This window comes from Fulvivirga aurantia (assembly GCF_009711475.1).
Lineage (GTDB): Bacteria > Bacteroidota > Bacteroidia > Cytophagales > Cyclobacteriaceae > Fulvivirga > Fulvivirga aurantia.
In genome coordinates this window covers 1-4,372 of sequence record NZ_SMMD01000591.1, presented here as the reverse complement: position 1 = coordinate 4,372, position 4,372 = coordinate 1, and the positions used below count along the sequence as shown (strand labels likewise).

The 4,372-nt window shown below is 37.1% G+C and carries 5 protein-coding genes; 2 read left to right on the top strand and 3 right to left on the bottom strand.

Annotation, left to right across the window (positions count from 1 at the left end; translation table 11 throughout):
- The 3 genes from ccsA to E1176_RS05205 all read right to left on the bottom strand — a co-directional run.
- On the bottom strand, nucleotides 1–628 hold a 628-nt coding region (ccsA, locus tag E1176_RS05215; RefSeq protein WP_155209511.1), incomplete at its 3' end, for a cytochrome c biogenesis protein.
- Nucleotides 629–637: 9 nt separating this feature from the next.
- Nucleotides 638–1,300 carry a heme exporter protein CcmB gene (locus E1176_RS05210; protein ID WP_185152642.1) on the bottom strand — a complete coding sequence of 221 codons (663 nt, stop codon included), beginning with the start codon at nucleotides 1,298–1,300 and terminating at the stop codon, nucleotides 638–640.
- Between the two features lie 5 nt (nucleotides 1,301–1,305).
- Complete coding sequence (locus tag E1176_RS05205; RefSeq protein WP_155209509.1) at nucleotides 1,306–2,130, bottom strand: GNVR domain-containing protein; 825 nt, start codon at nucleotides 2,128–2,130, stop codon at nucleotides 1,306–1,308.
- Between the two features lie 95 nt (nucleotides 2,131–2,225).
- Between E1176_RS05205 and E1176_RS05200 the strand changes: the two genes are divergently transcribed.
- The gene (locus tag E1176_RS05200; RefSeq protein ID WP_155209508.1) at nucleotides 2,226–3,194 is read left to right on the top strand and encodes an SDR family oxidoreductase; all 969 of its coding nucleotides are present in this window, start codon (nucleotides 2,226–2,228) and stop codon (nucleotides 3,192–3,194) included.
- The coding region (locus E1176_RS05195; protein ID WP_155209507.1) for a nucleotide sugar dehydrogenase at nucleotides 3,191–4,372 on the top strand (1,182 nt) is incomplete at its 3' end. The genes E1176_RS05200 and E1176_RS05195, both read left to right, overlap by 4 nt.

The following is a 4,372-nucleotide window of genomic DNA, read 5'->3' as shown; positions in this document are numbered from 1 at the left end:
TTCGAATTCTTAGTGTGGCTATCCAAATTCCTAGCATTGTCCATGCAGCTACAGCCGGGTAGAAAACAAGACGCAACTTGCTATCAAGATCGTAAGCATTGAAACCAGGATTTCCTCCACTACCAGGGTGTAGTGAGTCCGTGAGTCTGGGCAGCACAAAAAGCAGAGGAATGAGTGCAGAGAAAGCAAATATATTATATACAGCGCTTATTCTGGCTTTCTGAGCCTCATCATCTATTGAACCTCGTAGCACGAAGTATGCTAAATATATCAAAAGACCTATAGCTGAGGCATTCTGTTTGGGATCGCCACTCCACCACTCTCCCCAGGTAAATTGTGCCCAAAACATTCCTGTTACTATACCAAGTATGCCAAAGACAACACCAATATTAACATACTCTACCGCCTTGAGGTCTGACTCTTCCTGTGATTTGTTTAAGTATTTAATTGAATGAAACAGCGAAATACCGAGCATAATAATCATCCCAAACCACATGGGTACGTGAAAATATAAGGCTCTTATTGTTTCGTTTAGAATGTTTAGACGAGGAACTTCCATAAGGAGTCCTCCAATGACAACATACAGTAGCAATGCTATTGTAAGTATTTTCCACCAAGGCTTTTTCATACCACTCCTTTAATTGCGCCAAAGATAAGGGAATAAGACATAAGAAGTTGTGCCAACAATAATATTAATGGCAAGTAATGTAGCAATTTCGCTGTAGGAGGTAGAAAATTCGAGCCCATCAATTGCGTTCTTTGAAATTTTAATAATCATTAACAACATGGGAAGAATCACAGGAAAACCCAAAATGGCCATTAACGTTTGGCTATTGCTCCCTTTTGAGGCAATCGCGGAAATCATTGTAAAAGCGAAAGAAAAGCTTATCGCTCCTAAGGTCAGGTTTACAACGAATAAAAGTTTATTACCTACAGGATTACCTAATACTAATGCATAAATGAAATAACCAGCAAGTGCCATCAAAAGCATAAGAGCTGAGTTGTAGAGAGTGCGCGCTATGATTAAGCTTTTTGGACTGAATAGACTATAGTAATATAAATACCGGCCCTCTCGCTCTTGAATAAAGCTTTTAGCAACCGCGCTGATCGCCACAAACATTTGAATTATCCAAAAGAGAGCATTCCAAGTGATGGGGTGGAGAACATTACGCTTTACATTGAAGCTCAAATAACAGATAAATATGGTACTCACCAAGTACAAAAGAATACCATTGAGCGCGTATCGCTGTCGCCACTCGATAGTTATTTCTTTTTTCAGTAAGGTAATAATACTGTTAATGTCTATTAAGCTAATTGGTGTTTTTTAACGTATTTATTGAACTCTCGCAGAACAATTAGGATCAAACTAACAAACAATCCCAAAAGTGCTCCCACTGCCATTGACATTACAGGTCTAGGACTAACCGGTCTTTCATAGGTGTCAAATGTTTCTACGATTTCAATAGATGATAATAAAGCTAGGTCTTGCTCATATTCTTGTTGTTGTTTATATAATTGTACTAAAGTAGAATAAATCTCTGAAGGGTTCATCACAACTACTCCCGCTCCGCTGGGATCGTTTTCTTTTACCTTTTCAAGATCCTTTATTTCTGCTTTGATTTTATTAATCATGTTCTGATACTGCTCACCCTGCAGGGCAATTCTTTTTTTAACAAAAGCATTTTCTTCCAATGAATTAACTACCGCTTCCTGAATCTCACCCCATTTATCATTATTAAGAGATGTTATATTCAACGTATAAAATTCAGCAACTTTCTCCCCTTCTCCTTTTGTTGGCTCAATAGAAATAGATTCTACTGAACTTATCAAATCTTCAGAAAGGCCAAATTTTCTTGAAAGCACTTCTGGATTACTTTCATTTAATAACTTCTCATAATTCGTGTTGATAACAGATAGAAGGGATTCTCCTAAAATCTCAGACCTTACAATCATCTGGCTCTCATAAACTGATGGTTTAACTTGATAATATCCAAAACCCAATGCTATCCCAACTACAATCCAAATGACTATTAAAATTCTATACCTGAAGATTGTTGATCTTATCCTGGCAGCTAGAGCAATTAGGTCAATTTCGTCTTCTTGTTGATTATTATGTGGCCGATCTGTCATTTAAGATTTTTTTATTGATTTTTGCAAATGTATAAAATCATCTTGATATAATCTTTTATACTAGAGATGAGCACGTGACAAACCAAATTTAATATATGTCTGGAAAAAAAATAATCGTGACCGGTGGAGCTGGGTTTATCGGGTCTAACTTGACCAATGCCTTATTAGCTGACTCACGAGTATCTAAAGTGACCGTAATTGATAATCTCTCTAATGGTAACTTTCAAAATATATCTCACCATCAAGGAAACTCAAAGTTTGAATTTATAGAGGAAGACATATGCAATTATGAGCGTATGATAGAGCTCTCTAAAGGATACGATTTAATTTCACATCAAGCTGCCCTGGGTTCGGTACCCAGATCACTGAAAGATCCGATTACATCAGACCGAGTAAATATTGGAGGAACACTTAACATTCTTCATGCTGCTGTATTGAATAAAATTGATCGTGTTATTTTAGCTTGCTCATCAAGTACCTATGGTGATAGTAAAGAATTGCCAAAGCAAGAAGGGAAAATTGGCTCGCCTCTCAGTCCATATGCCATTACCAAATTTGCAAATGAGTTATATGCTGATGTATTCAATAAATCATATGGACTTAATTATATCGGCTTAAGATATTTTAATGTTTTTGGGCCAAATCAGGATGCCAACAATCCATATGCAGCAGTTATTCCTATTTTTTGTCAGAAATTCTTAGAAAATCAGACGCCTACAATAAATGGAGAAGGGGACACTTCAAGGGATTTTACCTTCGTAGACAATGCGGTACAGGCTAACATTAAAGCACTCTTTACAAACAACGAAAGTGCATTAAATCAAATTTACAATGTGGCGTGCGGGGAGCAAACTACTCTTAATCAGATGGTGGATATTCTCCAACGAATCACTGGAAAAGACATCTCAGCTACTCACGGACCAGAAAGAGCCGGAGATGTAAAACACTCGAAAGCTGATATTTCAAAAATTAAAAACCTTTTGGGGTACGAAGTTGATGTACATTTTGAAGAAGGTCTGGAAAAAACATATCATTGGTATCAGAATAAAAAAAATGAAAAATGAAAAACATAGGAGTAATAGGACTTGGCTACGTAGGATTACCACTTGCGGTAGAGTTTGGTAGAAAATATAATACTATTGGATTCGATATTAACAAAAATAGAATTAGCGAACTGAAAGAAGGCATTGATAATACAAAAGAGGTAGACTCTTCTGAATTAAAATCAATTAGCAACCTTTCCTACACAAGCAACAGCGATGATATTAAAGATTGTCAAGTCTACGTCATAACTGTTCCTACTCCGATTGATGACTTCAAGCAACCTGATCTTACCCCTCTAAGAAAGGCCAGTGAACTCATTGGTAACGTTCTCAAGCAGGGAGATATTGTTATTTATGAATCTACAGTCTACCCTGGCTGTACAGAAGAAGTTTGCGTTCCTATTTTGGAGAATAAAAGTGGCTTAAAATATAATAAAGACTTTTATTGTGGTTACTCACCCGAGCGCATAAATCCTGGGGACAAGGAACATCGACTTCCAACTATAAAGAAAGTTACCAGCGGAAGTAATGAAAGTGTTGCCATTGAAATTGATAACTTATATAAGTCAATAATCACCGCAGGGACACATTTGGCCAGTTCCATTAAGGTGGCTGAAGCAGCCAAAGTGATTGAAAATAGTCAGCGCGATTTAAATATAGCCTTTGTAAATGAGCTTTCTTTAATTTTCGATCGTTTAGACATAGATACACATGAAGTGCTGGAAGCTGCGGGTACTAAGTGGAATTTCCTCCCTTTTAGACCTGGCTTGGTTGGTGGACACTGCATTGGTGTAGACCCTTATTATCTTACGCATAAAGCCGAGGGAGTTGGTTACAATCCTCAGGTAATCTTGGCAGGAAGAAGGATAAATGATAATATGGGGTCATTTATAGCCAATAAGGTTATAAAACTTATGACAAAGAAAGATAATCCGATTAATAATAGTCGTGTACTGGTTTTGGGCATCACCTTCAAAGAAAACTGTCCAGACATAAGAAATAGTAGGGTAATTGACGTGGTACGTGAATTAGAAGATTTTGGAGTGAACGTAGATGTATGTGACCCTCACGCAAGCTCAGAGGAAGTACATCATGAATATGGTCTTTCTTTGACCAAGCCCAACGGTATCTATAATGCAATTATATTGGCTGTGAGCCATAGTGATTTTGAATCTTTAGATTTCAGTAAACTAAAAGAC

Bases quoted from the DNA above. Each gene is read 5' to 3' on its own strand.
- E1176_RS05205 (WP_155209509.1), bottom strand. From the start codon at position 2,130: ATGACAGATCGGCCACATAATAATCAACAAGAAGACGAAATTGACCTA.
- E1176_RS05200 (WP_155209508.1), top strand. From the start codon at position 2,226: ATGTCTGGAAAAAAAATAATCGTGACCGGTGGAGCTGGGTTTATCGGG.